The sequence below is a fragment of the Rhizobium pisi genome (assembly GCF_003938655.1).
GTDB lineage: Bacteria > Pseudomonadota > Alphaproteobacteria > Rhizobiales > Rhizobiaceae > Rhizobium > Rhizobium pisi.
This window is the reverse complement of sequence record NZ_RJJT01000026.1, coordinates 1-22,746: the sequence shown is the minus strand read 5'-3', so window position 1 is coordinate 22,746 and position 22,746 is coordinate 1. Positions and strand designations below refer to the sequence as shown.

Genomic DNA, 22,746 nt, shown 5'->3' with positions numbered 1-22,746 from the left:
CGATTCTCAGCCGGCGCGCGCAGGCTGCATCGGCCGCAGCACGTTCATCAGCGCGCCGTAAGGAAGCAGCATGACGAGGCCGACGATCATCTTCACGGCGAAATCGCCGAGCGCCCAGGAAATCCAGCGCGGGGCTTCGGCGGCCAACACGCCGAGGATCGGAGCCGATTCGAGCGCGAAAGGCTCGTTCGGGCCGAGGAAGACGAAAAATGCGGCAAAGGAAAGCGAGAAGAACATCACCGTATCGAGCGCCGAGCCGATCAGCGAGCCGACGAGCGGCGCGCGCCACCAGGCCTGGCGGCGAAGACGGTTGAAGACGGCGATATCGAGCAGCTGTCCGGCGAGGTAGGCCGAGCCGGAGGCGATCGCTATGCGCGGCACCGAGGTGAAGAAGGAGAGGCTAACGCCGACGACGAAACCGGCAAAGACGACCTTGCGGGCGGCCTGCGGGCCGAACTGGCGGTTGGTCAGGTCGGTGATCAGGAAGGCGACCGGATAGGAGAAGGCGCCCCAGGTCAGGATATCGGCAAGGTTGATGCCGGCGACTTCGGCGTTCAGCGGAAACTGGACGAGGAAGTTGGAAGCGACGACGACGAGCGTCATCAGGGCGACATAGGCAAGGGTATAGCGGGTCTTCAGCATTTTTTTATCCTGGGTGATGCCACCAGTTGAAGAGACAGACCGGCAAAGCAAAAGGCTTGTCCGGTATTATCCGTTCAAGCCTTTTGAAGCCGTATGAAAGAAGGGCAGAAGCTTACGCTGCAACAGCGGCTTCGGCGGTCTTCTTGACGATCTGACGGCGCAGCAGACGCGCGCGCATCGAGAGGTCGTTTTCGCTGGCCTTCAGCAGGAAGGCATCGAGACCGCCACGGTGCTCGACGGAGCGAAGAGCGGCAGCCGAAACGCGAAGACGGTAACGCTGGTTGAGAGCGTCTGAGATCAGCGTAACCTGGCACAGGTTCGGCAGGAACCGGCGCTTGGTCTTGTTGTTGGCATGGCTGACATTGTTACCAGTCAGGACGGCCTTGCCGGTCAATTCGCACACGCGGGACATGGAACACCTATTCTTGTTTTTCTCGGGCCATCGAATTGCCAATCCCGGCAAAACCAGGCGCGCAATCCAACAGGCATGATTGGAAAGTTGCGGTTCTATAGTCAGACAGGCCGCGCCCGTCAAGCCAAACCTTGGCCTTTCCCGCAATTCTGTCAAAAAGCTGCTGTTTTCTTCCCTTCACGGCGGGAGTATAGAGCGCTCAGCAAGGGCTGCCTGCGCCCGGCAAAACAAGGCTTCACTCATGGCTCATTCGGGCAGACGGATTTTCATTTCGGCCATCGCTGCGCTTCTTGCCATACCGGCATCGGCGGCCGAAATCCAGCATCGGACGGAATATCGGGTGGCGCTCGCCGGCCTGCCGATCGCGCGCGCCGCGTTCCTGACGCAGATCGAGGACGATCACAGCTACAAGATCGCCGGCGACATCAATTCCGCCGGCCTTGCCGACCTCGTCACGACGATCTCGGCGAAGACCAGCGTCACCGGCGTCGTGCGGAACGACAAGCTGCAGGCACTGAAATATTCGCTCTATTACAAGAGCGGCAAGAAGGCCCGTGTCTACGAGGTCAGCTACCGCAACGGCGACATTATCTCGGCAACGACGACACCGCCGCCGAAGCGCCCGAAGAACTGGATCGACGTCACGCCGCGCGACATGCTCTCCGTGCTCGATCCGATTTCCGGCCTGGTCTTCACCGGGGATACCAACGTCTGCTCGCAGACGCTGCCGATTTTCGACGGCGAGACGCGTATGGACCTGGTGCTGTCGCCGAAGGGCGACGAGGATTTTTCGACCGACGGCTTCAAGGGCAAGGCGGTCGTCTGCGGCGTGCGCTTCGTGCCGCGGTCCGGCTACAAGAAGGGCCGCAAGGACATCGACTATCTCAGCAAGAGCAACCGCATGGAAATCTGGTTTGCCAAGTCGGACGCGGCAAATGTATATGCTCCTGTCTATGTGCGCATTCCGACTGAATATGGAATGGTGACGATCACTGCCGTCAAATACGGCAGTGTCGGCTGACGGAGCTTTCGCCTCCGTGAAGGGGGACAGATGAAGCTTCGCGCGACGGCGATCGGTTTTACGGCCATTCTGATGTGGTCATTCCTGGCACTCCTGACGGCCGCTTCCGGCAAGGTGCCGCCATTCCAGCTTTCGGCCATCTGCTTTGCGATCGGTAGCATTCCGGGCCTCATCGTGCTTGTTCTCAACCCTGCGCGGTTGGCACTGCTGAAGCAGCCTGCCCGGGTTTGGGTCACCGGCATTGCGGGTCTCTTCGGCTATCACTTCCTCTATTTCACCGCGCTTCGCAACGCGCCGGCGGTGGAGGCCGGGTTGATCTCCTATCTCTGGCCGCTGCTGATCGTGGTCGGCTCGGCGCTGCTGCCGGGAGAGCGGCTGCGCTGGTATCACGTGGCGGGCGCGCTTGCCGGGCTTTGCGGCACCTTCCTGATCGTCGGCCGCAACGGCATCGATTTCGACGGGGCTTATGCGATCGGTTATGGCGCCGCCTTCCTCTGTGCCTTCACATGGTCGGGCTATTCACTGCTGACGCGGCGTTTCGAGGCCGTCTCCACGGATGTCGTCACCGGGTTCTGCCTTGCGACGTCCATCCTGTCCCTCTTCAGCCATCTCGGCCTGGAGGTGACCGTCTGGCCGGAAACCAGCTTCGAATGGGGCGCTGTCATCGGGCTCGGTCTCTTTCCTGTCGGGGCTGCCTTCTATGCCTGGGATTACGGCGTCAAGAACGGCGATATCCAGATCCTCGGCGCGGCAAGTTATGCCGCGCCGCTGCTTTCGACGCTGATCCTGACGCTGTTCGGATTTGCCGAGCCGAGCTGGCGAATTGTCCTTGCCTGCCTGTTCGTTACCGGCGGAGCGGTGCTGGCCGCCCAGGAAATGTTCCGCCGCAAAATTCCGGCGCAGTCTGCGGCAGCAGAGTAGGCTCTCAGCCGCCGGGCTTCCAATCCGGCGGGGCCATCTCGAAGCTCGAAAATTCGAAGCCGGGCGAAACGGTGCAGCCGACCAGGGTGAAATTTCCCAGGGTTTCTGCCGATTGCCACCAATTGGCGGGAATGACCGCCTGCGGCCGCTCGCCAGTAGCAAGATTGGTTCCGAGGGTCAGGGTCTCGCTTGCTCTTCCGTCTTCCGAACGGTGCAGCGCCAGCGGCGCGCCGGCGTAATGATGCCAGACCTCGGCTGCGTCATGGACGCGGTGCCAGTGGGAGCGTTGTCCCCTGGTCAGGAGATAATAGATTGCCGTCGAGTGGCCCCGTTCTCCGCCTGCCGTGTCGCGGAAGGTCTGGATGTACCAGCCGCCTTCAGGATGCGGCTGCATGCCGAGCGCGCGGATGATCTCTTCCGGCGACATCAAAAATTGTCCTTGCGCTTGCGGATCTCGGCAAAGACCTCCTCGTTCGTCTTGCCTTCCATGACCAGATTGCGGCGGATCACCGGATCGGCGGCGCGCAGGAACGGATTGGTTTCCTTTTCCAAGCCGAGCGTCGTCGGAATGGTGAATTTGCCTTCGGCGCGCAGGGCTTCGATCTCGGCGGCGCGGCGCTTCAGGCGCTCATTGTCGGGATCGACCGTCAGTGCGAAACGGGCGTTGGAAAGCGTATATTCGTGGCCGAAATAGACCGCCGTCTCATCCGGGAGCACGGCGAGTTTCTGCAGCGAGTGCCACATATCGGCGGCGGGGCGTTCGAACAGGCGGCCGCAGCCGAGCGCAAACAAAGTGTCGGCGGCAAAGAGCAGCTTGTCGTCGACGAAGTGATAGCAGATGTGTCCGGCGGTATGGCCGGGCGTTTCGATGACGTTGACCGTGTGATCGCCGAACAGGAAGCTGTCGCCACCGGCCATCGCCCGGTCGAGTCCGGGAATGGCGACCGCCTCGTTGATCGGGCCGATGATTTCGCAGCCGAACCGCTCCTTCAGCGCCAGGTTGGCGGCGACGTGATCGGTGTGGTGATGGGTGGTGAAGATATGGGTGATCTTCCAGCCGCGGCGCGTCGCCGCTTCCAGAATCGGCGCTTCCTCCGGCGCGTCGATCGCCGCGGTAAAGCCTGTCTCCGCGTCGTGCACCAGAACGCCGAAATTGTCGGTGCGGCAGAGAAAAACGTCTAATTCCAAAGGTTTCATCTTCAACTAATCCCTTGTCCCACGACTCTCGCGGGAATGTAGAGAGTCCGGCCTTGAAGTCCAACAGCCCGCTGATAACATTTATCGCAATGCACGCCGATATTGTCGACCTACGTCAGTTCTATCACTCCGAACTCGGACGCCTTGCCGAGCAGTCGATCGCCATGGCGCTGTCGTCGCTCTGGGTGCGGCTGCCGCAAGAGCGCCTGGTCGGCCTCGGCTATGCCGTGCCCTTCCTCGACCGCTTCCAGGCCGATACCGAGCGAACCTTCGCCTTCATGCCGGCCGGGCAGGGCGCGGTGAACTGGCCGATGGGCTCGCTTTCGTCGACGACGCTGGTGTTTGACGAGGAACTGCCGCTACCGGACTCCTCGATCGACCGGGTGCTGATGGTGCATTCGTTGGAATTTGCCGAGAGCCCGCGCGAGACGCTGAAGGAGCTCTGGCGGGTGCTCGCGCCGGGCGGGCGGCTGGTTATCGTCGTGCCGAACCGGCGCGGGGTCTGGGCACGCATGGAGCATACGCCCTTCGGCTCCGGCCGGCCCTATTCGCGCGGCCAGCTGACGCATCTGCTGCGCGAGACGAATTTCACGCCGGGGGCCACGGCCGAGGCGCTGTTTTTCCCACCTTCCAAGCTGAGAGCCATCCTGCGTCTTCGCCGCGCCTTCGAGCGGATTGGCCGAACGCTGTGGCCCGCCTTCTCTGGCGTCATCATCGTCGAGGCGCAGAAGCGGCTCTATCAGGGGCTGCCGGTCGCCGCGCGCGCCTCCCGCCGTGTCTTCGTGCCGGTTCTCGCACCCCACGGCGTGCCGACGACGCGCAGCCGGTGAGCGCGGTCCCGGCTCTCGACAAGAACCGCATTCCGCTTTAATGCCACTTGGTCATTTTCCGGAAAATCCAAGGTCGACCCATGAGCGTTGAGATGAGCAAGCCCGTTCCGCGTCCCGGTATTCTCGATATCGCAGCCTATGTGCCGGGCAAGGAACATGCGCCGGGCGTTGCCCGCGTCTACAAGCTTTCGTCCAATGAAACGCCGCTCGGCGCGAGCCCGAAAGCGATCGAAGCCTTCAAGGCGGCTGCCGATAATCTCGGGCGTTATCCCGACGGGCAGGCGATCGAACTGCGCGAGGCGATCGCCGCCGTGCACGGCCTCAATCCGGCAAACATCCTCTGCGGTAACGGTTCCGACGAACTGCTCGGCCTGCTTTGCCACGTCTATCTCGGCGCCGGCGACGAAGGCATCATCACCGAGCACGGCTTCCTCGTCTACAAGATCCAGATCCTGGGTGCGGGCGCGACCCCCGTCGTCGTTAGGGAAAAGAACCACACCGTCGATGTCGACGCGATTCTTGCCGCGGTGACCGAAAGGACAAAGATCGTCTTCATCGCCAATCCGGGCAACCCCACAGGCACCTATGTTCCCGTCAGCGAAATCCGCCGCCTGCAGGCCGGGCTGCCGAAACACGTCGTGCTCGTGCTCGATGCGGCTTACGCCGAATATGTGCGCCGCAACGATTACGAAGCCGGGATCGAGGTCGTGTCCTCCAACGCCAATGTGGTGATGACCCGCACCTTTTCGAAGGCCTACGGTCTTGCGGCACTGCGTGTCGGCTGGATGTATGCGCCCGCCGACATTGTCGATGCGGTGAACCGCGTGCGCGCGCCGTTCAACCTGAATGCAGCGGCAATCGCCGCCGGTGCCGCGGCCATCCGCGACCAGGCCTTCGTCCAGCAGGCCGTCTCTTTCAATCAGATGTGGGTGGAGACGCTCACAGAGGCCCTCGAAGCGATCGGGTTGAAAGTCACGCCCTCCGTCGCCAATTTCGTCCTCATCCATTTCCCCGATATCGACGGCAAGCGCGCACCGGATGCCGACGAGTTCCTGATGAGCCGCGGTTACATCCTGCGCGCCATGCGCGGCTACGGTTTCGCCAACGCGCTGCGCTTGAGCGTCGGCCCTGAAGAGGCCAATCGCGGCGTCATCGCCGCGCTCGGCGAATTCATGGGACGTCGGGCATGAGCGTGCAATTCGATCGCATCGCGCTGATCGGCATCGGCCTGATCGGCTCTTCGCTGGCCTACGACATAAGGCGGCTCGGCCTTGCGAAAGAGATCGTCGTTGCGACACGCAGCGCCGATACGCTGAAGCGGGCCGAAGAGCTCGGCCTCGGCGACCGCTACACGACGTCTTCGGCGGAGGCTGTCAGGGATGCTGATCTCATCATCGTTTCGGTGCCGGTCGGTGCTTCGGAAAGCGTGGCCAAGGAGATCGCGGGAAGCTTGAAGCCGGGGGCTATTGTCACCGATGTCGGCTCCACCAAGGCCTCGGTGATCGCGCAGATGCAGCCGCATATGCCTGACAATGTGCATTTCATCCCCGGCCATCCGCTGGCCGGCACGGAAAAATCCGGGCCGGATGCCGGCTTTCCCGGCCTCTTCGAAGGCCGCTGGTGCATCTTCACGCCGGTCGCGGGTACTGACGAAACGGCGCTGAAGCGGCTGCGCGGCTTCTGGGAGGCGCTCGGTTCGAAGGTCGACGAGATGGATGCCGAGCACCATGACAAGGTGCTCGCGATCGTCTCGCATCTGCCCCATATCATCGCCTATAACATCGTCGGCACCGCCGACGATCTGGAGACGGTGACGGAGTCCGAGGTCATCAAATATTCGGCCTCCGGCTTTCGCGATTTCACCCGGCTTGCCGCTTCCGACCCGACGATGTGGCGCGACGTCTGCCTGCACAACCGCGATGCGATCCTCGAAATGCTGGCGCGCTTCTCCGAAGATCTCGCCTATCTGCAGCGCGCGATCCGCTGGGGCGAGGGCGACAAGATTTTCGAACTCTTCACCCGCACCCGCACCATCCGCCGCTCGATCATTCAGGCCGGCCAGGATGTCGACGCACCCGATTTCGGCCGCCCTCACGCGCTTGATAAGAAGTAGCCGCCAGCGCTTGAGAGGCGGGACCGGTTAGATCGGCGGAATCCGGCCGAGCGGGATAAAGCCGCTGACGGTGGCGTGGCCGCGATCGACGACGAGATCGACCGAGACCTTGTTGCTGCCTCCGGCCAGCGACTTCAACAGCTTCGTCGCCGTGTTGACGGTCGAGGCGATGTCCGGGAAGGCCTGTTTCAGGCTGTCGCCCCAGGGGCCGAGCTGTTCGATCTCCAGCTTGAATTTTCCGGAGAGAAAACCCTGCTCGTCGAAGGAGAAGGGACCGGTCAGCGTCATCACCTTGCCGTCACCGATATCGGCGACGACGCGGCGCAACTCGCCGGCGGCGCCGTTGAGGCCGTTCCGATCGCTGCCGTCGATCAGGCCGGCCTTGCCGGCGAGGGTGAGATCGATGTTGGCGGAGAGTTTCGGGAAGATCTGCGGCCAGTCCTTGATCGCCGTGTTTGCATCCTGCACGGAGATCGCGCCGTCGAGATCTGCTCCGTTCTGGCGGAGATGAATTTCGGTGTGGGCGGCATCGAAGCTGATGGTCTGGCCGGTGAAGGAGGAGACCGCCGTGGCTTTCAGGCCCTCGATGACGGTCGAGCTGCGGTCAATGCCTTGCAGCCTGGTCACGAGGCTCGATTGCAGGTTCGCCCATTGGGCCGAGATCGAGAGACCGTTGCTGGTGCGGATTTCCGCCGGCGAATCGAGCTCCCAGACGATATGGCCGGGGGCATAGACCTGCGCCGCTGAGCGTAGCGCGCCGAAGCTGGCCGAGACGCCGTTGACATTGTCGTCGACATCGATCTTGGAGCAGAACAGGCCGATGCGGAAGGGATAGCCGCGGAATTCGATATCGGAGCATTCGCCGCTGACGCCTGCCTGATCGCGCGGGGCGATCGCTTTCAGCACTGTGGTCTTCAGCGCCGAGGCCGCATAGAACCAGCCGCCGGTATAAAGCGCGATTACCAGGAGGATGCCGCCGCCCAGCAACCAGAATTTCTTGCTGCTGCTGGATTCGCCGCTGCCGGATCGGCTTGACGCTGCCATGATGTTCTCCAATGGTGAGTCGCAAATGTGATTCCGGTCTGGCGTGCGATATGGACGAATTTTGGGTATTTGGCTACGGCTCACTGATGTGGAATCCGGGCTTCGAGTTCTTGGAGCGGGCAGAAGCTCGGGTGCATGGCTACAGGCGTTCGCTCTGCGTTCGCTCTTTCGTCCACCGCGGCACCCGCGACAATCCCGGCCTCGTTCTCGGCCTCGACAGGGGCGGGGCCTGCCGCGGCATGGCGTTTCGCATTTCGCCGGAAAAATGGGACGAGGTGATCGATTATCTCCGCGCCCGCGAGCTCGTCACCAACGTGTATCTGGAGCGCCGGGTGCGGCTGCAATTCGTGGGCGGCCGCAGGGTCGAAGCGGTCTCCTACATCGTCGATCGCGATCATGAGCAATATGCGGGGAGCCTTGATGCGGTTGAGGCGGCACAGGTGGTGAACGTCGCCAAAGGCCAGTCCGGCCCGAACGATGCCTATGTCTTCAACACCCTTGCACATCTGAAGCAGATGGGCATTCGCGACCATTGGCTGGAGCAGGTCGCCGGCGAAGTGGAGCGACTGCGGGCCGCCTGACCGGGAAAGGCTCTGATCTCAGGCCGTCGCCGCCTTCAGCCTGCGCAGCTCCGTCAGCCTTTCGACCGCCGTCGGCGGCAATGGCAGATGCGGATTGCGCTCGACCGTATCGATGAGGAGCTCGTCGCTTGCCCGCTCCGTCACCTCGATCAGATGGGCGAAGAAGGCATCCGGATCCATTCCCGGCATGATTGGCGGCAGGATCTTCACCTTGAAATGACCGGGATAGCGCCGGAAACTCCGCCGCGGCCAGAAAAGACCGGGATGCATGGCGACCGGCACGACGGGAATGCCGAGATCGCGGTACATGCGGGCAATGCCGAATTTATAGACCGGCTCGGCCCCCGGCGGTCGGCGAGTACCCTCGGGATAGATGATGAGCTGGCGGCCGGTCGAAAGCTCTTCCTTCGTGCGTTTCAGCACTTCGACCATCACCTTGCCGCGGGCGCCACGGTCGACCGGGATCATGCGCTGCTTCTTCGCATACCAGCCGAAGAGCGGAATCCACATCAGCTCACGCTTCAGGATATAGACCGGGTCCTTGAGCCTGGGCAGCAGTGCATAGGTATCCCAGAAGGACTGGTGCTTCGGCGCGAGGATGTAGCTACCATCAGGCAGGTTTTCCAGACCTTCGATCTCGAAGGTCGTGCCGACGATGATGCGCATCAGCCAGTGATTGGAGCGTGCCCAGTTCTTCGGGATCGCATAGGCCGTCAGGCGCGGCACCACGAAATAATAGGGCGAGAGCACGATCATCCGGATGATGAGATTGGCATAGAAGATCGTGTTGAAGAGAATGGAACGCAGGGCGATCATGAAACTTTCCCGAGGCATGCTCACGCGACCGGCCTACACGATATTGCCCGCCAGAAAAAGCGTTTGATGACGCCCTGGTGCAAAAGCCTCAGTCCGAGGCGGAAACGCTTGCCGAGCGCAGCCCGGTGTGGCGCCCGAAGCCGGTGACGTTGCGGGCGCCGGCCAGCAGCACCTTCACATATTCGGCGAGCATGACGCGCATCGCGTTCGGGTCGGTGAACCAGTTGCGGGTCTTCAAATCGGAATTGACCACCGGATAGGGGATGAACTCGATGTCGGGATCGACGTAGGAGAGTTCGGCGAGGCTCCGCGGCATATGATAGTTGTTGGTGACGACGATGACGCTCCTGTATCCGTTGGCATGGATCCAGTTGGAGGTCTCTTCGGCGTTGCCGATCGTGTCTATGGCGTCATGGCCGATATCGACGCAGCAGGAAAAGAGATCGGCCGAACCCTGCGTCATCTTGCGGATCTGCCTCGGCGTCGTCGTCGGGTGGACACCGGAGATCAGCAGCCGCTTGCCGGCGCCCTTCTGCAGCAGCTCCACGGCCTGGTCGATGCGCTGGTAGCCGCCGGTCAGCACCACGATCGCATCCGCCTTCGGTTCGGCCGGAGGCTTCAGCGTCGTCACGGAATCGGCGAAACGCAGGAAGCCGCCGAACACCAGGGCAATCGCCAGCACGCAGGCAAAGCCGCCCCAGCGCAGCAGGCGGCGGACCGGCCCACGCCGCGGCGGCAGACCCGCCGGGCGATGAAGCTCCGGGTCCTGCCGAGTCGAATTGTGTGTCGTATGGCCCATGGTCATGAATCGTGATTATACGCTGATTGCGGCGCAGAACAGACGCTTTTCATGACAATACGGCATGGTTGCGATCAACTTGCGATGCCGTCGGTGCGCGTCGGATCCGACCGCAGCGTATCGATTTCGTAGATCGTCCGCATGACAGTCAGCCGCGCTGTGAAGGTTGTCAGCAGTGCGATGACGATCATCGTCGCGAAGATGCCGGCATAACCGAGCACGCCGACGGAAAAGGTGCCGAAGAGCGCGGTCGCCTGGTCCGTTTCCGGGGTTGCGAGGGTGCGGCTCTGCCAGAAGCCGGCCGTGGCGAAGAAAAGTGCGGCAAGCGCACTGCCGATCGCCGATCCCTTGAGGCTGATTTTCAGGAAATGTTTTTGGAATTCGGTGGCGACGAAGGAGCTCTCGGCGCCGACGAAATGCAGCACTTCGACGACGTGCCGGTTGCCCGACAGCGCGCCACGCGTGGCGAAAACGACGGTGAGCACCATTGCCGTGAAGACCAGGAGCAGGATGCCGGTGCCGATCATGACAGTCGTGTGCGCCATGGACACCAGCCGATCGACCCAGGTGCGGTGATCGTCGAGGCTCGCCTGCGGGATGCTGTCCTTGAGGAGCGACCGCATCGCGTCGAAATCCGGCGGATTGCTTTCGTCGATGGTGACGACGATGAGGCGGGGAACGGGCAGGTCCTTGAGATCGAGGCCGGGGCCGAGCCAGGGTTCGAGCAGGCGGGCGGTCGCAGCCTCGTCGACGATCTGGCCGCTCTTGGTGCCGACGAAGGTCATGGCCAGGTCGCGCGCCTGCGTCAGCGCCTTTTCCATGTCGAGATTGTCGTCCGGCTTGATCTGGATGGTGATCTCGCGGGAGATCTGGCTCTCCCAGCTTGCTGCCGTCGAGCGCACCATGCTGACGCCGCCGAGCGTCAGGCAGGCGAGAAAGGCCATGATCGCGATGACCACCATCAGGGCATTGCCCTGGATGTTGGAGGGCGGCAGGATTGGCGCGGTCGGGCGCACGCGCATTTCGGGCCGCTTCTGCTCCGCCTTATCAGGCGTCTTCTCCCGGCTTTTGGATGGGGGCTCAGTCATAGATATCGAGATGCCCCCCCGAAAGGATCATGCGGCGGGCTTCCACCTGCTCCATCAGCGCCAGGTCGTGCGTCGCGATCACGACGGCGGTGCCGAGACGGTTCAGCTCGAGGAAGAGATTGAGCAGGCGCCTGGCCATGGGCGGGTCGACGTTGCCCGTCGGTTCGTCGGCGAGCAGCACTTCGGGCCGGTCCATCAGAGCCCGGGCAATTGCGGCGCGCTGTTTCTCACCCCCTGAAAGCACCGGCGGCAGCACGTTGATGCGCTCGCCGAGGCCGACCCATTTCAAAAGCTCCAGGACATCGGTCTTGTAGGAACTCTCCTCCTTGCCGCGCACCCGCAGCGGCAGGGCGACGTTCTCATAGGTGGTCAAATGGTCGAGGAGACGGAAATCCTGGAAGACGATGCCGACGCGGCGGCGCAGCAGCGGCAGCTCGGGACGGGGAATTTCGGAAATATCGCGCCCAAACATGCGGATCAGGCCGCGCGTCGGCTGCAGCGACATGAACAGCAGCCGCAGCAGCGAGGTCTTGCCGGCGCCCGAGGGGCCTGTCAGGAACTGAAAGGATTTCTTCGGAATGTCGAAGGTCAGGTCCCGGAGGATTTCCGGGCCCATGCCATAGCGCAAACCGACATTCTCGAAGTGGATCAACGGGCAGCTCAGTCTGTTGTGGGTTTCACCGCGTGACTTGTTAACCAACACCGTTAACAGCCGGTAAATTTTGCCGGAAAGACGCCCGTTTGATGGCAATCTTTGCGAAGCATTAACCATTAAAATTTACGACTGAGCGGGATTCGTTTCAATGCCAAGATTTCCCCTGGCATCGAAACCATGTGGACATCTGCGAGGCAGCCATCATGGAAGCATCCTCCTTCAGCCGCAGGACGCCGGGCCAGGCATATGATTTCCTGCCGCCGGAACCCGCACGTCACCAATACCGCAGGGCGCGGCCCGCCGATATTTCCGACGCCGAATTCGTGACGGTCGGCAAAGTCCGGTCGCAGGAATTCAACGCCAGAACCCACAACGACAATCGCAGTCGTATGGCCGCTGCAAGCGTCGCGCAGCCGCCATTCATGCTGGCGGCGGCCACTTCCGCCCTGCGGGTGGCGGAATCCTGGCTGCAGCGCGCCTCGATGCGCAGTTTCGCGGCGCTGGTGCTGGCGCTCGCCGTGCTCGTCTTCGGGCTTGCAGGCGGTTTTTCCGGTCTTTCCGGCGAGCGGGCCTCTTCGGGAGCGCCGCTGCACTTCACCCATGTGACGGTGACGCCGCGCGATGCGAACGGCATGCGCGTGCTCGTCATCAATGGCATCGTCGAAAACGAGAGCGGCACGACGCAGACGGTGCATCCGATTCGCGCCGATTTCGTGACCGATGAACGGCTCACCGCAAGCATCGTCATCGATCCGCCTGTCGATGTCATCTACAGCGGCCAGAGTCGAGGCTTTTCGGCGCGTGTCCAGCATGCCGGAGGTAAGATGCCGGAGGTCCGCCTCTCATTTCTGCCGTAGAGCTTGAGACGTAAAATGGTCGACTTTCCCGCCACGGGTCACGCCAATCGCGTTAATTTCATGGTCGGCGAGGCTGTTTCAGATCCGCATTTGTGCTAACGGCTTACCCTTCTTTTCATGGAGCAAGCCCTTATGCCTGTCGTGCGCGGAAAAAACATCGAGCCGCTCTTCACCGCCGAGCAGATCGCCGAGCGCAATCATTCGATGGCGCGGGAGATCGCCAACGGTCCTACCAAGGACCTGCTCGTCATCGCCGTGCTCAAGGGGTCGTTCATTTTCGCCGCCGACCTGATTCGCGCCCTGCATGACACCGGGCTTGCCCCGGAGGTCGAATTCATCACGCTGTCGAGCTATGGCAGCGGCACGGTTTCGCAGGGCGTGCGCATCGTCAAGGATATCGACAGCGACGTGCACGGCCGCGATGTACTGCTGATCGACGATATCCTCGAATCCGGCCGCACATTGCTCTTTGCCAAGGAGCTGCTTTTCGAGCGTGGCGCGCGCAATGTCACGATCGCCGTGCTGCTCGACAAGCGCGTCAAGCGCAAGGAAAAGCTGGAGGCCGATTATGTCGGCTTCGAATGCCCTGACTACTTCGTCGTCGGCTACGGCATGGATGTCGCCTATGCCTTTCGCGAATTGCCCTTCGTCGGTGTCGTTACCGGAGATGCCTGAGCATCCCGCGGTTTGGTGATCAAGACGGGTTGTTAACCATTCCGCTCATCGCTTCGTCATCTTTACCGATCGAAAAGGAAAGTCTGGTGATTTCCGTCGCGGGGCTGAAGACGGAGCAATGCACATATGGCAAGAATTCTGATTACGGAAGACGAGGACTCCCTGCGGTCTTTCGTAGCCCGAGCCTTGCGGCTCGACGGTCATGAGACCGATGAGGCGGCCGACGGCGCCGAGGGGCTAGAGAAGCTGAAGGACGGGGTCTACGATCTGCTGCTTTCGGATATCCGTATGCCGGTGATGGACGGTATCGAACTCGCCCATCAGGCAAAAGACGCCTTTCCAGGCCTGAAGATCCTGCTGATGACCGGCTATGCCGAGCAGCGCGAACGGGCCGACGACCTTGCCGAAAAGATCATCGACGTCGTCGCCAAGCCATTCGCGCTTCCTGATATCCGCAAGGCAGTTGCCCGGGCGCTCGTCGCTTAAAAGCGAGCGCCTCCTGATCATTGCACGGCGGTGTGAGGCTTACTGGATGTCCAGAAGACGTTCGAGATACCGCCGTTCCATCTCCTGCGGCGGATTGTTGCTGAGCTTCTCGCGGATCGCGTCGAGGATTTCCCGGGCGCGCTGAACGTCGATTTCGTCGGGAACCTTCACCTTGTTGTCGCCGAAATCCGGGCCCTCGGCACGCCGCAGCCGTCCGAGCGGGTCGCGGCCGTTCTGCTCGCCCTGGCCAACCTGACCGTCCAGGCCCTGACCCTGCTGGCCCCGTTGTGCCTGCATCATCTGGTTCATCATGTCGCGGGCGCCCTGGCGAAGGGCTTCCAGCGCGCGACCCTGGTTTTCGACGGCCGTGTCGCCGCGGCCCTGGCCGAGTTCGCGGCCGGCGCCGTCCATCTCGCGTTGGGCTTGGCCGAAGCCCGGGCCGGGCTTCATGCCCATATCGCCCAGGTTTTTCTGCAGTTCACCGAGCTGCTTGCCGAGCGCATCCTGCTGGGCGCGCAACTGTTTCAGCGCTTCCTTGAGCTGCTCAGCAGTCATCTGGTCGGAGGGGTTCTGGCCCTGCTGGCCTTGCTGCTTATCCTGCGGCTCGCCGTTTTCTCCCGGGTTCATTTCGTCGAGCAGCGGGTCGTTCTCGCCCATATCCGGGTCGCCGCGCTGCATTCGGTCCTTGAGCTGCTGATCCAGGCGGAAGGTCTGTTCCATCAGCTTCTGCTGGTCGCGTAGGATCTCGCCGAGCTTATCGATCTGCTTGCGGGCTTCGCTGTTTTCCTGGCCCTGCTGGCCCCGCTGCGGGCGGCCCGCCTGCAGGTTGTTCATCATGCGCTGCAAGTCCGACAGCATCTGCTGGGCCGCATCACGATTGCCCGAGCGGGCGAGATTCTCGATCTGGTCCATCATCCGTTCCAGATCCTGCTGGCGCAGGATGTTCTGCGCATTCTGGTTCGGCTGCATCGGCGCGTTCTGCATGCGCTCCGCAAGCTCCGTCAGGTAATCCTGCATCGCCTTGCGCAGCTCATCCATCAGCTTCTTGATCTCCTCGTCGGATGCGTTGCGGTTCAACGCATCGGCAAGCTTCTGCTGGGCTTCGCGCAGCTTGCGTTCGGCAAGCGAAAGATCGCCGTCCTCCATGCCGAGCGCGATCTCCCAGAGATACTGGGCCGTATCCTTCAGCGCATCCTCGCCCCTTGCGAGCTTCATCCGCGCCAGGGCGGATTCCAGGAGCAGGTAGTTGGTGAGCTTGGGGATCGTCTCCTCCGGACGAATGGTCAGCGCCTCGTTCAGCGCGATCGCTTGCGGCATCTTGCGCGTGTCGAGCGCGAAAACCTGCCGCTCCTCGGCGACGGCGGCGGCAAGCGGCTCATTGAAGGGCCGCGACGGCAACGTCATCTCATGGGGCGGACTGCGGCCGGTCTGGCCGGCGGCATCCTTGGCGACGAGGGTGATGCGCACGCGTTTGCCGGAAAGCGGATGTTCGGTCAGGTTCCGGCTGGTGACGCCCTTGGCGTCGCGGGCGTTGCGGCGGGGAATATCCAGCCGGTATTCCGGCAGCGGATAGAGCGGTGTTGCGGCCGGATCGGTTTCAACGGGAACGATCTCTGCATGTCCCTCCTGGACCCCGTAATCATCCTTGACGGTGAAGCCGATTTCGAGGGCTCCGTTGACGCTTGGCTTCGGCATGCCATCGAAGGCGATCTCCGGCGCCTTGTCGGGCAGAACGTTGAAACTCCAGCGGCGGCCGTTGACTTCAAGCGCGCCGTTTTCCTCGAGCTTCATCACATGCGTCTGGGCGATGAGAGCCTGGTTGGCGGGCGTGCCATCCGGCTGCCCTCCGGCTGCTGCCGGCGGTTGTTGCGGTTTTGTGTCCGCCTGCACCGCAATATCCTGCGCCTCGCCATTCGCCTTGCGGAACACGACTTTCTCGGCCGTTTTCCCACCGCTGACGCGAACGGTGAGGCCCGAAAACTGCGGAATGCCGATCGGCGCCTGCTCGCTGCCGTCTGCTGTCAGATAGACCGGCGCTCGGCCGGTATAGGATGGCGGTGTCACCCAGGCGTCGATACGCACCGCCGGATCGACCGTTACCTGCTCGGGCGCCGCCTGCAACGCGTCACCGATCGAGCCGCCGTTGATCGACAGCGAATAGCCGAAGGCGGTGACGAGCAGCAACGCAGGGATGGCGCGAAGGGCGAAGCGGTCATGCGCGGCGATATCAGGCCTCGGCATGCCGGCCTCGAGGGCTGCGATCTTTTCGGCCATGCGCGCCTGGTGCTCGCGCCAAAGCACGTGCGCAAAGCGCGAGTCGAAGGCCGGCTCGTCTTCCTGGACTGTGACCGGCTGATGCGGCAGGCCGTTGCGCTCTTCCAGCATGCGGTCGGCGTCAGCGACATCAGGCCAGCGCAGATTGCGGAAGGGGAGGAGCGAGACAAGGAAGGCGCCGGCAAAGGCTAACAGCAGCAGGATGCGCAGCCAGTCAGGCACGCTGCGGAAGAGACCGAACCAGGAAGCGCAGAGATAGAAGGCAATGACAGACAAGACCGGCATCAGAGGCGGCAGCAACTGCTCGAAGAAGAGCACCATGCGCGCCAGCATGCGTTTCGTCGTCACCAGCCGGGCGAGCGAAGGGCGGAGCGCAAATGCACCTTTCTTCTGCCTTGAGGGGCTGGTCATCAGTCCGGTCTCCGCGATCTGGCGTTCTGGTACAGAGGGCGCTTCCGGCGATTGCGGGGCAATACGCTCATGAACGAAAGGATAACACTCTTTGTGGCGAAGGCGAGGGCGAGCGGCCGGTAATGCCGGCTTTTCACGTTTATTCGCCAAAAAGTGATGGGCGGTTCAGTCGAGCCAGGCTGGAACCGAGTCAAGGCTGATCAGCTCGGCATAAGTTCTGCGCGGGCGAATCACATGGAAATCACCGCCCTTGACGAGAACCTCGGGCACGAGCAGACGGCTGTTATAGGTGCCTGCCTGAACCGCGCCATAGGCGCCGGCGGTGCTGACCGCCATGAGGTCGCCGGGCTTCGGCATCGCCATTTCGCGGTCGAGCGCCAGATAATCGCCGGTCTCGCAGACGGGGCCGACCACGTCGGCGCGGATGCGCGGGGCGTTCGCCGCTGAAATCGTCACCGGGCGGATCTCATGATAGGCCTCGTAAAGCGTCGGGCGAATGAGATCGTTCATCGCGCCATCAACGATGACGAAGGTCTTTTCGCCGCCGTCCTTCACATAGAGGACTTCGGTCACGAGGATGCCGGCATTGCCGACGATCAGGCGGCCGGGCTCGGTGACGATCTTGCAGTCCAGGCCGCGCAGCTGGTTCTTGACGATTGCCGCATAGGCATCGGGCAGCGGCGGCGGATTGTTGTCGTCCTTGTAGGGGACGCCGAGGCCGCCGCCGATATCGACGTGATGGATGGTGTGACCGTCGGCGCGCAGCGTCGCGACAAGGTCGCGCAGCAGCTTGAAGGCGTCGTCGAAGGGCTGCAGCTCGGTGATCTGGCTGCCGATATGCATGTCGATGCCGGTGACTTCGATGCCCGGGAGCTTCGCGGCATGGGCATAGATCGCGCGGGCGCGCTCCCAGGAGATGCCGAACTTGTTTTCCTTCTTGCCGGTCGAGATCTTCGCATGCGTTTTCGCATCGACATCCGGGTTGATCCGGAAGGAAACCGGCGCCTTCTTGCCAGCCTTGACGGCGCGCTGGTTGAGGATTTCAAGTTCCGGCTCGGATTCGACGTTGAAGCAGTAGATGCCGGCCTCGAGAGCGAAATCCATTTCCTGCGGCGTCTTGCCGACGCCCGAAAACATGATGCGGCTCGCCGGAATGCCGGCCGTAAGCGCGCGGCGCAGCTCGCCTTCCGAGACGACGTCGATGCCAGCGCCGAGGCGGCCCAGCGTCTTCAGCACCGCCTGGTTCGAATTCGCCTTCATCGCATAGCAGACCATGGAGTCGACATCGGCGAAGGCTTCGGAGAAGACGCGGTAGTGGCGCTCCAGCGTCGCGGTGGAGTAGACGTAGAAGGGCGTGCCGACCGCCTTGGCGATTTCGGGAACGGGAACGTTCTCAGCGTGGAGGATGCCGTCGCGGTATTCGAAGTGGTTCACGAGTGCGCGCCTTAAAGAAGGGGATCGAGAAGGAAGGGCTTGTCGACGGTGCCGGGCTGCTTCGTCGGCTTGGAAGAGTCGCCTTCCTTGGTTGCCGCTGCGCTCGGCGGATCGAGATCGCCTTTGCGCCCGCATCCGGCAACGGCAAGGCCGATGACGGCGAGCACCGCCGTCAGGCGGATGAGGTGCGGCAAGCTCTTCTGCATGGATATCCTCTTGTGCGGCATATGACGGACATCATTCCTATGGGACGATGGACATCTTCATAGCGAAGTTTAACAGCCTTGTGCACCCTGATTGTTGGGCGGTTTTCCCGCGCAGGCGGGAAGGGCGGGGCGAGTTTTCGCCCGCCCGATATCTCTCAGTTGCGGGCGCGCCAGAAGGCGATCTGCTTGCGCACCTCGGAGGGCGCCGTACCGCCGAAGCTCTTGCGGCTGGCAACCGAGGCCTCCACCGTTAGGACGTCGTAGACCTTGTCGGTGATATCGGGATGGATCGCCTGCAGGTCGGCGAGCGGCAGTTCGGCAAGATCGCAGCCCTTGCTTTCGGCCAGCGCCACGGCGCGGCCGGTGACGTGATGGGCATCGCGGAAGGGGAGGCCTGCTTCGCGCACCAGCCAATCGGCAAGGTCGGTCGCCGTCGAAAAACCGGAGCCGGCCGCCGCCTTCATGCGTGTGGTGTTGACGGTCATGTTGCGCACCATGCCTGTCATGGCGGCGATCGCCAGTTCCAGGCTCTCGGCCGCGTCGAAGACCTGTTCCTTGTCTTCCTGCATGTCCTTGGAATAGGCGAGTGGCAGGCCCTTCATGATCGTCAGCAGCGCGATCAGCGAGCCGTTGATGCGGCCGGTCTTGGCGCGCACCAGCTCGGCCGCGTCAGGGTTTTTCTTCTGCGGCATGATCGAGGAGCCGGTCGAGAAGGCGTCGGAGAGGCGCACGAAGCCGAATTGCGGGGTCGACCAGATGACGATCTCCTCGGCAAGGCGCGACAGATGCATGGCTGAGATCGCGGCAATTGCGAGGAATTCGATGGCGAAGTCGCGGTCGGAAACCGTATCGATCGAATTGCGGGTCGGCTCACGGAAGCCGAGCGCCTTGGCCGTCATGTGGCGGTCGATCGGATAGCCGGTGCCGGCAAGGGCGGCGGCGCCGATCGGGCTTTCGTCCAGATGCTCGATGGCGTGGCGCACGCGCGAGCGGTCGCGGCCGAACATTTCGACATAGGCCATGCAATGATGGCCGAAGGTGACGGGCTGGGCGGTCTGCAGATGGGTGAAGCCCGGCATGACGCTTTCGGCATGTTCTTCGGCGCGGTCGAGGAAGGCGGCGATCAGGCCGGTCAGCATCCGTTCGGTCTTCTCAAGCTCTTCCTTCACCCAGAGGCGGAAGTCGAGTGCCACCTGGTCGTTGCGCGAGCGGGCGGTATGCAGCCGGCCGGCGGCTGGTCCGATCAGCGTCGCCAGCCGCGCCTCGACATTCATGTGGATGTCTTCGAGCCGACGCGAAAATTCGAAGTTGCCGCTTTCGATTTCTGACAGGATCGTGTTTAGCCCGTGAACGATCTTGTCCTTATCCTCGGCGGAAATGATCCCCTGATGGGCGAGCATCGTCGCATGGGCGACCGAGCCACGGATATCCTGCGCGAATAGCTTCTTGTCGAAACCGATCGAGGCATTTATCTCCTCCATGATCGCGTCCGGGCCGGAAGCGAAGCGCCCACCCCACATCTGGTTGGAGGATTTGGTGTCCGTGTTGTTCTCGGCCATGGAAAATGCCCGTCCTGGAGAATGAAATGACGACGAAAAAACCCTTCGGCCTGCCGTCCGTAAAACTGATCGCAATCGCCGCCGTTGCAGGCGTCGTTGCCGGTGCGGCAGCGGTATACGTGAAGGAGACAGGGATTGGCAATGGTATCGGCGATAGCGCTTCGGCCGAATGCCCGCTGACGAAGGAGCGTGCTGCCAATCTGACGCCGCTCATGAAGGGGCAGGTTGCCGCCATGGTTGCCGCCAACGAGCCGCGCAAGCTGACCGCGGTTTCCTTCAATGGCCCGGACGGCAAACCGATGACGCTCGATCATTTCGCCGGCAAGACCGTGCTTCTCAATCTCTGGGCCACCTGGTGCGTGCCCTGCCGCGAGGAGATGCCGGCTCTGAACGCGCTGGAAAAGAATATGGGAAGCGACAAGTTCCAGGTCGTGCCGGTCAATATCGATACCGGCGACGATGAGAAGCCGAAGGCTTTCTTGAGCGAAATCGGCGTCGATGCGCTACAGCTTTACCGCGACAATACGATCGGCGTCTTCAACAGCCTGAAGAAGGAAGGCCTCGCATTCGGTCTGCCGGTCACGCTGCTGCTCGACGATAAGGGCTGCCTGATCTCCGCCATGAACGGCCCCGCCGCCTGGGACAGCGAGGATGCCAAGGCGCTGATCAAGGGGGCGATCGGGTCCTAGAGCCTTTCCGGGTTAGATTGAAGCATTCTGTTGGCTCAAACGGAGTCGGATGGTCGATCGGCCGGTGCGCGTCGTAGCCCAGCTCTACGGCCAAGCCGGCCGGTCGATCAGACGGCCCGTTTCAGCCAACCCGAAGGGCCGGGCATATTTCCGCCAGGATCAAAGGCGATCGGCTCGGACGTACCAAGGGGTATGCCCTTCGCCAATCGCCTTTGCCCTGACGAAAACCTGCTCCGGCAGAATGCTTCAATCTAACCCGGAAAGGCTCTAAGGACGCTGGTCAGGAATCTCCGTCCCCTTTGATGAGGAACACACCCGCAAGTCCGATAAGGACGAAGCATTGCAGCAGGAACATGGGTGTTTCGGTCGACATGGTGTTTCCTCCCCTTCATGGCAAGGAAAGCATTTCGCCGGCATTTGTTCCATTCGCCTGTTCTGGCGATGATCCGTTTTAGCGGGTGGGGACCGGCACTTCGCCGCGATAGTCGTAGAAGCCGCGACCGGATTTGCGTCCGAGCCAGCCGGCTTCGACATATTTCACCAGCAGCGGACAGGGACGGTATTTCGAGTCGGCCAGGCCGTCATGGAGCACCTGCATGATCGAGAGGCAGGTGTCGAGGCCGATGAAATCGGCAAGCTGGAGCGGCCCCATGGGATGATTGGCGCCAAGCTTCATCGCCGTATCGATGGCATCGACCGTACCGACGCCTTCATAGAGCGTGTAGATCGCCTCGTTGATCATCGGCAGCAGGATGCGGTTGACGATGAAAGCCGGAAAGTCCTCGGCAACGGTGATGGTCTTTTCCAGCGTGCCGACGAATTCCTTGGCGGCGGAGAAGGTTTTCTCGTCGGTCGCGATGCCGCGCACCAGTTCGACCAGCTTCATGACAGGCACCGGGTTCATGAAATGTATGCCCATGAAGCGTTCGGGGCGGTCGGTGGCGGCGGCCAGCCGGGTGATGGAAAGGGAAGACGTGTTGGTGGCAAGCAGCGCCTCCGGCTTCAGCACCGGGCAGACCTGCGTGTAGATCTTGCGCTTGACGCTTTCGTCCTCGGTCGCGGCCTCGATGACGAGATCCGACGGAGCAAGATCGTTGACGTCGGCGGAACCTGATATGCGCGACAAGGTCGATTTACGTTCCTCATCGGTCATCTTGCCGTTCGTCACCAGCCGGGCGAGGTTGCCGTTGATGGTGGCAAGGCCGGATTCGATGCGGTCCTGCGAGAGATCGTAGATGTGAACCCTGTAACCTGCGGCGGCCGAAACATGCGCGATGCCGCAGCCCATCTGGCCGGCACCGATAATCCCAATATTCTTCAACACCGCATTCATCTCCAAACCCCCGCTCGGCACTCGCCCCCGCGTTGCCGCATTATTTTAGCAATACTGCCGGGCGAAGGATCGCCCGGCAGCAGTAGTAGCCCGATAAAAGACAAATTTCCAGTCATTCGCACGTGCGAAAGAAAAGCATTTGGCCCAGTCAGAGCGCCTTTTCGAATTCCGGCAGGATGTCGAAGAGATCACCGACGAGGCCGTAGTCGGCGACCTGGAAGATCGGCGCTTCCTCGTCCTTGTTGATGGCGACGATCACCTTCGAATCCTTCATGCCGGCCAGATGCTGGATGGCGCCCGAGATGCCGCAGGCGATATAGAGCTGCGGCGCCACCACCTTGCCGGTCTGGCCGACCTGCCAGTCGTTCGGCGCATAACCGGCATCGACGGCCGCACGGCTTGCGCCGACGGCAGCCCCGAGTTTGTCAGCGAGCGGCAGGATGACTTCCTTGAACTTTTCGGCAGAGCCGAGTGCCCGGCCGCCGGAGATGATGATCTTCGCCGAGGTCAGTTCCGGACGGTCGGAAGCCGACAGCGCATCGGAGACAAAGCGCGACAGACCCGGATCTGAAATCGCCGGGATCGCCTCGACGGTCGCCGAACCACCTTCCGCTGCGGAGGCGAAGGAGGCGGTGCGCACGGTGATCACTCGTCTGGCATCCGTCGACTGCACCGTCTGGATGGCGTTACCGGCATAGATCGG

At 62.3% G+C, this 22,746-nt stretch carries 25 protein-coding genes; 10 read left to right on the top strand and 15 right to left on the bottom strand.

What is annotated here, in order from left to right; genetic code table 11:
* Positions 1-6: 6 nt before the first annotated feature.
* Positions 7-642 (bottom strand): VUT family protein, encoded by a 636-nt coding sequence (locus tag EFD55_RS27665; protein ID WP_125849486.1) that lies wholly within the window; start codon positions 640-642, stop codon positions 7-9.
* A gap of 112 nt (positions 643-754) precedes the next feature.
* Entirely contained in the window at positions 755-1,054 is a 300-nt protein-coding gene (gene rpmB / locus EFD55_RS27660; RefSeq protein ID WP_125849484.1) for a 50S ribosomal protein L28, read from the bottom strand.
* Between the two features lie 241 nt (positions 1,055-1,295).
* Here rpmB and EFD55_RS27655 point away from each other — a divergent pair, with 241 nt between their 5' ends.
* Both EFD55_RS27655 and yddG read left to right on the top strand, forming a co-directional pair.
* A complete protein-coding gene (locus EFD55_RS27655; protein ID WP_125849482.1) occupies positions 1,296-2,075 on the top strand; it encodes a DUF3108 domain-containing protein in 780 nt (259 codons plus the stop codon).
* Positions 2,076-2,105: 30 nt separating this feature from the next.
* Positions 2,106-2,996: an aromatic amino acid exporter YddG gene (gene yddG, locus EFD55_RS27650; protein ID WP_125849480.1), complete on the top strand. Its 891-nt coding sequence runs from the start codon at positions 2,106-2,108 to the stop codon at positions 2,994-2,996.
* Positions 2,997-3,000: 4 nt separating this feature from the next.
* Here the strand turns inward: yddG and EFD55_RS27645 are convergent, their stop codons facing one another.
* Complete coding sequence (locus EFD55_RS27645) at positions 3,001-3,423, bottom strand: cupin domain-containing protein (protein ID WP_125849477.1); 423 nt, start codon at positions 3,421-3,423, stop codon at positions 3,001-3,003.
* Positions 3,423-4,193 (bottom strand): hydroxyacylglutathione hydrolase, encoded by a 771-nt coding sequence (gene gloB, locus EFD55_RS27640; RefSeq protein WP_125849475.1) that lies wholly within the window; start codon positions 4,191-4,193, stop codon positions 3,423-3,425. The genes EFD55_RS27645 and gloB overlap by 1 nt, the downstream gene beginning before the upstream one ends.
* A 53-nt stretch (positions 4,194-4,246) precedes the next feature.
* On the opposite strand from gloB, the gene EFD55_RS27635 reads away from it, so the two are divergent.
* From EFD55_RS27635 to EFD55_RS27625, 3 genes are all read left to right on the top strand, one after another.
* Positions 4,247-5,023 (top strand): class I SAM-dependent methyltransferase, encoded by a 777-nt coding sequence (locus tag EFD55_RS27635; RefSeq protein WP_125849472.1) that lies wholly within the window; start codon positions 4,247-4,249, stop codon positions 5,021-5,023.
* Between the two features lie 92 nt (positions 5,024-5,115).
* Positions 5,116-6,213, top strand: a complete 1,098-nt coding sequence (hisC, locus tag EFD55_RS27630) for a histidinol-phosphate transaminase (RefSeq protein WP_183736827.1) — start codon at positions 5,116-5,118, stop codon at positions 6,211-6,213.
* Entirely contained in the window at positions 6,210-7,136 is a 927-nt protein-coding gene (locus tag EFD55_RS27625; RefSeq protein ID WP_125849468.1) for a prephenate/arogenate dehydrogenase family protein, read from the top strand. Before hisC ends, EFD55_RS27625 begins: the two co-directional genes overlap by 4 nt.
* A gap of 27 nt (positions 7,137-7,163) precedes the next feature.
* On the opposite strand, the gene EFD55_RS27620 is transcribed toward EFD55_RS27625, so the two are convergent.
* Positions 7,164-8,180, bottom strand: a complete 1,017-nt coding sequence (locus EFD55_RS27620) for a DUF2125 domain-containing protein (RefSeq protein WP_125849466.1) — start codon at positions 8,178-8,180, stop codon at positions 7,164-7,166.
* 50 nt (positions 8,181-8,230) lie between these two features.
* On the opposite strand from EFD55_RS27620, the gene EFD55_RS27615 reads away from it, so the two are divergent.
* Positions 8,231-8,761: a gamma-glutamylcyclotransferase gene (locus EFD55_RS27615; protein WP_125849463.1), complete on the top strand. Its 531-nt coding sequence runs from the start codon at positions 8,231-8,233 to the stop codon at positions 8,759-8,761.
* A gap of 18 nt (positions 8,762-8,779) precedes the next feature.
* Here EFD55_RS27615 and EFD55_RS27610 read toward each other — a convergent pair whose 3' ends face one another.
* The 4 genes from EFD55_RS27610 to ftsE all read right to left on the bottom strand — a co-directional run bounded on the left by EFD55_RS27610 (position 8,780) and on the right by ftsE (position 12,116).
* Entirely contained in the window at positions 8,780-9,577 is a 798-nt protein-coding gene (locus tag EFD55_RS27610; protein WP_125849460.1) for a lysophospholipid acyltransferase family protein, read from the bottom strand.
* A gap of 88 nt (positions 9,578-9,665) precedes the next feature.
* Entirely contained in the window at positions 9,666-10,382 is a 717-nt protein-coding gene (locus EFD55_RS27605) for a YdcF family protein (protein WP_183604869.1), read from the bottom strand.
* 68 nt (positions 10,383-10,450) lie between these two features.
* Positions 10,451-11,464 carry a cell division protein FtsX gene (locus EFD55_RS27600; protein WP_125849454.1) on the bottom strand — a complete coding sequence of 338 codons (1,014 nt, stop codon included), beginning with the start codon at positions 11,462-11,464 and terminating at the stop codon, positions 10,451-10,453.
* Positions 11,457-12,116 (bottom strand): cell division ATP-binding protein FtsE, encoded by a 660-nt coding sequence (gene ftsE, locus EFD55_RS27595; protein ID WP_008527718.1) that lies wholly within the window; start codon positions 12,114-12,116, stop codon positions 11,457-11,459. The genes EFD55_RS27600 and ftsE overlap by 8 nt, the downstream gene beginning before the upstream one ends.
* A 206-nt stretch (positions 12,117-12,322) precedes the next feature.
* Between ftsE and EFD55_RS27590 the strand changes: the two genes are divergently transcribed.
* The 3 genes from EFD55_RS27590 to EFD55_RS27580 all read left to right on the top strand — a co-directional run bounded on the left by EFD55_RS27590 (position 12,323) and on the right by EFD55_RS27580 (position 14,137).
* Positions 12,323-12,976: a hypothetical protein gene (locus EFD55_RS27590; RefSeq protein ID WP_125849451.1), complete on the top strand. Its 654-nt coding sequence runs from the start codon at positions 12,323-12,325 to the stop codon at positions 12,974-12,976.
* Between the two features lie 132 nt (positions 12,977-13,108).
* Entirely contained in the window at positions 13,109-13,651 is a 543-nt protein-coding gene (gene hpt / locus EFD55_RS27585) for a hypoxanthine phosphoribosyltransferase (protein WP_038691597.1), read from the top strand.
* A 126-nt stretch (positions 13,652-13,777) separates the two neighbouring features.
* Entirely contained in the window at positions 13,778-14,137 is a 360-nt protein-coding gene (locus EFD55_RS27580; protein WP_003543311.1) for a response regulator, read from the top strand.
* A 39-nt stretch (positions 14,138-14,176) separates the two neighbouring features.
* Here EFD55_RS27580 and EFD55_RS27575 read toward each other — a convergent pair whose 3' ends face one another.
* The 4 genes from EFD55_RS27575 to argH form a co-directional block, all read right to left on the bottom strand.
* Positions 14,177-16,822, bottom strand: coding sequence for a TIGR02302 family protein (locus EFD55_RS27575; protein WP_125849448.1), 2,646 nt, complete (start codon positions 16,820-16,822; stop codon positions 14,177-14,179).
* 165 nt (positions 16,823-16,987) lie between these two features.
* Positions 16,988-18,256, bottom strand: coding sequence for a diaminopimelate decarboxylase (lysA, locus tag EFD55_RS27570; RefSeq protein ID WP_125849445.1), 1,269 nt, complete (start codon positions 18,254-18,256; stop codon positions 16,988-16,990).
* 11 nt (positions 18,257-18,267) lie between these two features.
* Positions 18,268-18,462, bottom strand: a complete 195-nt coding sequence (lptM, locus tag EFD55_RS27565) for an LPS translocon maturation chaperone LptM (RefSeq protein WP_125849442.1) — start codon at positions 18,460-18,462, stop codon at positions 18,268-18,270.
* A 155-nt stretch (positions 18,463-18,617) separates the two neighbouring features.
* On the bottom strand, positions 18,618-20,021 hold the full coding sequence (argH, locus tag EFD55_RS27560) for an argininosuccinate lyase (protein ID WP_125849439.1): 1,404 nt from the start codon (positions 20,019-20,021) through the stop codon (positions 18,618-18,620).
* Positions 20,022-20,047: 26 nt separating this feature from the next.
* Here argH and tlpA point away from each other — a divergent pair, with 26 nt between their 5' ends.
* A complete protein-coding gene (tlpA, locus tag EFD55_RS27555) occupies positions 20,048-20,710 on the top strand; it encodes a thiol:disulfide interchange protein TlpA (RefSeq protein ID WP_125849435.1) in 663 nt (220 codons plus the stop codon).
* A 451-nt stretch (positions 20,711-21,161) separates the two neighbouring features.
* Here tlpA and EFD55_RS27540 read toward each other — a convergent pair whose 3' ends face one another.
* Together EFD55_RS27540 and EFD55_RS27535 are read right to left on the bottom strand one after the other, a co-directional pair.
* Entirely contained in the window at positions 21,162-22,043 is an 882-nt protein-coding gene (locus EFD55_RS27540; protein ID WP_125849432.1) for a 3-hydroxybutyryl-CoA dehydrogenase, read from the bottom strand.
* Between the two features lie 148 nt (positions 22,044-22,191).
* Positions 22,192-22,746 (bottom strand): electron transfer flavoprotein subunit alpha/FixB family protein (locus tag EFD55_RS27535; protein ID WP_148102912.1); only part of this gene is annotated, 555 nt, incomplete at its 5' end.